Source organism: Marixanthomonas ophiurae (genome assembly GCF_003413745.1).
Classification (GTDB): Bacteria; Bacteroidota; Bacteroidia; order Flavobacteriales; family Flavobacteriaceae; genus Marixanthomonas; species Marixanthomonas ophiurae.
This window is the reverse complement of the sequence record NZ_QVID01000003.1, coordinates 63,047-69,511: the sequence shown is the minus strand read 5'-3', so window position 1 is coordinate 69,511 and position 6,465 is coordinate 63,047. Positions and strand designations below refer to the sequence as shown.

Below are 6,465 nucleotides of genomic sequence, written 5' to 3'. Positions count from 1 at the left end.
TGGAGAGTTTGAGAACCGAGCATTAGCAACAGGAACACCTCCACAAGGAGATGATGTAACAGATGAATCTGATAACAACAGTTATACAGAAGATGATTCCACGATAGTACCCATCTGTCAAACCCCAGCTATAGCAATTGTTAAGACAAGCAGCTATGACGATGGTGGTGACTGTTCACAACCTGGCGAAGAGATCAACTATACCTTCACAGTAACCAACGAAGGAAACGTAAGTTTAGAAAACGTAACGGTTACCGACCCATTAATCGCAACGATTAGCGGACCAACAGGTGACACGGATGGTGATGGTGAGTTAGATGTAACCGAAGAGTGGGAGTACACAGGAACATACGTAATCACACAAACGGATATTGATAATGGAAGCGTGACCAACACTGCCACAGCAGAAGGAACTGCTCCAGACGGGACAGTAGTAACAGATGACTCAGGAAGCACCGTAGATAATGACGATCCAACCGAGACTGAATTATGTCAAACCCCAGCTATAGCAATTGTTAAGACAAGCAGCTATGACGATGGTGGTGACTGTTCACAACCTGGCGAAGAGATCAACTATACCTTCACAGTAACCAACGAAGGAAACGTAAGTTTAGAAAACGTAACGGTTACCGACCCATTAATCGCAACGATTAGCGGACCAACAGGTGACACGGATGGTGATGGTGAGTTAGATGTAACCGAAGAGTGGGAGTACACAGGAACATACGTAATCACACAAGAAGATATTGATAATGGAAGCGTGACCAACACTGCCACAGCAGAAGGAACTGCTCCAGACGGGACAGTAGTAACAGATGACTCAGGAAGCACCGTAGATAATGACGATCCAACCGAGACTGAATTATGTCAAACCCCAGCTATAGCAATTGTTAAGACAAGCAGCTATGACGATGGTGGTGACTGTTCACAACCTGGCGAAGAGATCAACTATACCTTCACAGTAACCAACGAAGGAAACGTAAGTTTAGAAAACGTAACTGTTACCGATCCATTAATCGCAACGATTAGCGGACCAACAGGTGATACCGATGGTGATGGTGAGTTAGATGTAACCGAAGAGTGGGAATACACAGGAACATATGTAATCACACAAGAAGATATTGATAAAGGTGAAGTAATTAACCAAGCAACAGCAGGAGGTGCGGCTCCAGATGGAACGGTAGTGACTGATGAGTCTGGTTTAACGATAACTGACAATGATCCAACAATAACAGAGCTGTGTCAGGACCCAGCTATAGCAATAGTTAAAACTGGAATCTTTAATGATGAAGACCAAGATGGTTGTAGCAATGTAGGAGAGACAATCAGTTATACATTCAGTGTAACTAATCAAGGAAACGTAAGCTTATCATTTGTTTCGGTAATTGATCCATTATTAGGAGGAACTATTACAGGACCAGATAGTGGCGACACTGATGGTGATGGTAAATTAGATGTAACAGAAGAATGGATTTATACTGCTAATTATGCTATTACTCAAGCCGATATTGATACAGGTGAAGTAGTAAACCAAGCAACGGCTAAAGGTGAAGCACCATCAGGTGATACAGTAACCGATGACTCAGGCGCTACAATAAGCGACGATGATCCAACAGTAACAGTATTGTGTCAGAATGCTGATATAGCAGTAGTTAAAACTGGAATCTTCAATGATGAGGACGGAGATGGCTGTAGCAATGTAGGGGAGACAATTAGTTATACATTCAGTGTAACCAATGAAGGAAACGTAAGTCTTGCTAACGTAACGGTTGCTGATCCATTGATTACGACAATCAACGGCCCAACAGGAGATACAGATGGTGATGGTGATTTAGATGTAACCGAGACTTGGATATATAATGGAGATTATACTATCACACAAGCTGATATAGATGCTGGACAAGTTGTAAACCAAGCTATGGCTGAAGGGACGGATCCTGATGGCACGATAGTAACCGATGACTCAGGCGCAACAATAAGCGATGATGATCCAACAGTAACAGTATTGTGTCAAAATGCTGATATAGCAATAGTTAAAACTGGAATCTTTAATGACGAGGACGGTGATGGCTGTAGTAATGTAGGTGAAACAATTAGTTATACATTCAGCGTAACCAATGAAGGAAACGTAAGCATAGTTAACGTAACTATTACCGATCCATTGATTGCAACAATCAACGGGCCAACAGGTGATACCGATGGCGATGGCGAATTAGATGTAACCGAGACTTGGATATATAATGGAGATTATACTATAACTCAAGGGGATATCAATACGGGTCAGGTAGTAAACCAAGCAACTGCTGAAGGAACTGCCCCAGACGGAAGTATTTTAACTGATGATTCTGGAGCAACCATTAATGATGATGATCCAACGGTAACAATACTATGTCAAAATGGAGCAATTGCTTTAGTTAAAATAGGAACCCTTTCTGACGAAAATGGAGATGGCTGTACGCAAGTAGGAGAAACGATTGTATATGACTTTATTGTGACCAATACAGGGATTGTAGACCTGACTAATGTAACAGTAACCGATCCATTGGTAACAGTAAGTGGCGGCCCGATAAGTTTAGCTTCGGGAGCTACAGATGCTACTACGTTTACTGCAGTATACACAGTAACACAAGCTGATATAGATGCTGGACAAGTAGTAAACCAGGCTACGGCCGAAGGTACTACGCCTGCAGGTGATATTGTAATGGATGATTCTGGGGCAACAATTAATGATGATGATGCAACAGTGACAACACTGTGTCAGACCTCTTCTATGTCCTTAGAAAAATCAGGTGTATTCAATGATGAAAATGGAGATGGTATTCCACAGATAGGTGAAACTATAAGTTATACCTTCAGTGTGACAAATACTGGAACTATAACACTTTATAATATTACGATAGATGATCCACTGCCAGGAATAGATATTCAAGGAGGCCCAATAGCTTCTCTTGATCCAGGAGTGACCGATAATACAACATTTACTGGGACCTATTCTATTAATGATGCAGATATAGAGGCTGGTGAAGTTATTAATCAAGCTATTGTGACAGGAGAAGATTATGAAGGCACGGTTGTAACAGATGAGTCTGATGATCCAAACAATGATGATGATATTGATAATAATGGAGATGGGGAACCAGATGATCCTACCGTTACAGTATTACCTAATGTAGATCCTGAAGGAGACTTTGAGATATTCAACGGTATCACCCCTAACGGCGACAACTTAAACGATTACTTTGTAATAGCTGGTATCCAAGATTATTCACAGAATAATGTGAAGATATACAACAGATGGGGAGTACTAGTATGGGAGACCGACGGTTATGGAGGTTCCAACGGTATGGAGAATGTTTTTGAAGGAGAGTCTAACGGTAGATCCACAATACGTGCAAACGAAGAATTACCAACAGGAACGTACTTCTATATTCTTAGCTTCCCATCGGATAATCCGGGTAAAGCAAGTTATTCAGGGTACTTATATATAAATAGATAGAAAGTCAAAAACCTCCCGGAGGGCAACCTTCCGGGGGTATAAAAATATGTAACGATGAAACACAGTTATTTAGCCATTATAGTTTTGATTTTACTTGGGAGCTTTTCAAGCAACGCCCAACAAGATCCACAGTACACGCAGTATATGTACAACACACAGATTGTAAACCCTGCTTATGCTGGATCACGGGATGTATTGAGTTTTGGGCTATTGCTCCGCTCACAATGGGTTGGTCTAGAAGGGGCTCCAAAGACGGGAACCTTTACGGTGAATTCACCTATTGGTGTTTTAGACAATATGGGATTGGGGCTTTCAATTGTTAGGGACGAGATAGGACCTGCAGTAGAATCCAATGTAGCCATCGACTACTCTTACACTATTAACACTTCAGAAACTGCTGAATTGTCTTTCGGACTTAAAGCAGGTTTAGATCTGTTGGATGTTAATTTCAACAAGTTAAGTATATTCGATCAAGGTGATCTTTTTGAGAGTAATATTGATAATAAGCTGCAACCACAGATAGGGGCAGGAGTGTACTACAACACAGATCGTTTTTATGCTGGGTTATCGGTTCCCAACTTTTTAACAACCAATCACTTTGATGAGTCCACGTTAGAAAATTTCAGTGTAGATAAAGATGTTGCACCTGCAGAGCGTTTGCATTACTTTTTAATTGCTGGTTATGTATTTGATATAAATGAAAACCTAAAGTTTAAACCGGCGACCTTAATTAAAGCAGTGAGCGGTTCTCCTTTACAATGGGATGCATCGGCCAACTTCTTGATCTATGATAAATTAACCTTAGGCGCCTCTTACAGATGGAGCGCGGCATTGAGTGCTATGGCAGGTTTTCAGGTAAGCGACCAGATATTCATTGGCTTTGGCTATGATTATCAGACTACTGATATTGAAGATTACAGTGATGGATCGTATGAAGTGTTTTTACGCTTTGATCTGTTTAACAAACCAGAGCGCGTATTGACACCAAGATTCTTTTAATAAAATTACTCGTTATGAAACTTACACTTAACCAATCTATTCTTTTCCTGCTTGTCTTCTTTACAGTTGGCATCGCCTTTTCACAGCGTAAAGAAATAAAAAAGGCCAATGAAGACTTTGATAAATTTGCCTATATCGATGCCCGTGAAATATACTTGAAAGTAGTAAAAGACGGGTATCAATCGGCAGAGATATTTAAAAAACTAGGGGATACATACTACTGGAACAGTGATTATGACAATGCGGCCAAATGGTACTCAAAGCTAGTGAACGAATACCCTAATGAAACGGAAGCTGAATATTATTATCGTGCTGCCCAGTCCTTAAAAAGCTTAGGTAAATACAAGGAGTCTGATGAATTGATGCTTCAATTTGCAGCTCATGGCGGCAATAGTCTTATTGTGAAAAACTTTGAAAGCGATCCAAATTATTTAAATAGCATCGCGAAAGAATCAAGGGAATTTGTTTTAGAGAAAGTTTCTACAAACAGTAACGTGTCAGATTTTGGACCTTCATTTTATGGAGACAAAATAGTATTTGCAACAGCAAAAGCTAGTGCCGAAGGAGGGAATATATCTGAATGGAATAATCAACCTTTTTTAGATTTGTTTGTGGCCGATATTGATAAGGACGGAAATCTATCTAATGCACAAGCCCTTCCTGGTGATATAAATACAAAATACCATGAGTCTACTCCAGCATTTAGTAAAGACGGCTCTACTATGTATTTTACCAGAAATAACTTCTTAGATGGTAAAAAAGGAAAAGATAGACAAAAAACCATTCGCTTGAAGTTATATAAAGCTACCAAAAGCGGAGAGTTTTATTGGACTGATGTTAAGGAGCTTCCTTTTAATAGTGACAAATATTCGGTAGCCCACCCTACACTAAGCAAGGACGGAAAACGCTTGTACTTTTCTTCTGATATGCCGGAGAGTCTTGGAATGTCCGACTTATGGTATGTAGATATTTTAGGAAAAGATAAATATGGAGAACCGGTAAACCTGGGAGAAGAAATAAATACTGAAACTAGAGAGTCTTTTCCATTTATCAGCGAAGAGAACAACCTATATTTTTCAAGTGACGGTCGTGCTGGTCTTGGAGGGTTTGATATCTACATGGCTCCCTTAGGAGATGAAGGGAAACCCGGAGCAGTAAAAAACTTAGGCGAGCCAGCAAACAGCAATCAAGATGATTTTGGCTTCATAATAAAAGAAACAAAAAGAATTGGGTATTTAACGTCTAATAGAGATGGAGCCCGCGGAAGTGTAGATGATGAAATATACTTACTGAAAGAAAAATGTGTAATCACTATAACCGGCTTAGTAACCGATGTTGATAGTGGGGAGTTACTACCCGGAGCAACCGTAATGCTTTTAGATTCTAATAATAAAGAAGTAAAAAGTATGGTGGTTGGTCCCGATGCGAGGTATACTTTAACAGCAGATTGTGATAGTAAATACGCAGTACGCGGTACAAAAGAAAGTTATGCTCCTAATGAAAAATTAGTGGCGACACCAATAAAAACGGGAACTGTTGAAGTTCCATTACCATTAAAACTAGTAGACTGTCCTCCAGATGATTTAGGTTGCCGCCTTAGCTTACAGCCTATTTATTTTGATTTTGATCGTTATAATATTCGTCCGGATGCCGAAGTGGAGCTGGCAAAAATATTAGCCGCACTTCAAGAATATTCAGAACTGATAATCCACATAGAATCTCACACTGACTCACGTGGAAACGACAGTTATAATGAAGCCTTATCTGAAAAACGAGCACAATCAACTCTTAATTGGCTTGTTAAAAAGGGCATTGATCGCAGTAGACTCAGTGCAAAAGGATATGGTGAAAACCGTTTGGTCAATGAATGTTCAAACGGTGTAAAATGTACCGAAGAAGAACATCAGTTAAACCGAAGGTCCATGTTTATTATTCAGAACTAACTAATCAACCAAATTATATTTTAAAAA

General features: G+C 39.9%; 3 protein-coding genes. All 3 read left to right on the top strand.

Annotation, left to right across the window (positions count from 1 at the left end; all coding sequences use genetic code 11):
- On the top strand, positions 1–3,496 hold a 3,496-nt coding region (locus DZ858_RS15060; RefSeq protein ID WP_147309610.1), incomplete at its 5' end, for a gliding motility-associated C-terminal domain-containing protein.
- A gap of 54 nt (positions 3,497–3,550) precedes the next feature.
- Positions 3,551–4,495 (top strand): PorP/SprF family type IX secretion system membrane protein, encoded by a 945-nt coding sequence (locus tag DZ858_RS15055; protein WP_117160517.1) that lies wholly within the window; start codon positions 3,551–3,553, stop codon positions 4,493–4,495.
- Positions 4,496–4,509: 14 nt separating this feature from the next.
- Positions 4,510–6,438: an OmpA family protein gene (locus DZ858_RS15050; RefSeq protein ID WP_117160516.1), complete on the top strand. Its 1,929-nt coding sequence runs from the start codon at positions 4,510–4,512 to the stop codon at positions 6,436–6,438.
- The last annotated feature ends 27 nt before the right edge of the window (positions 6,439–6,465 follow it).

Coding starts and splice junctions, on each gene's coding strand:
- DZ858_RS15055 (WP_117160517.1), top strand. CDS start 3,551: ATGAAACACAGTTATTTAGCCATTATAGTTTTGATTTTACTTGGGAGC.
- DZ858_RS15050 (WP_117160516.1), top strand. CDS start 4,510: ATGAAACTTACACTTAACCAATCTATTCTTTTCCTGCTTGTCTTCTTT.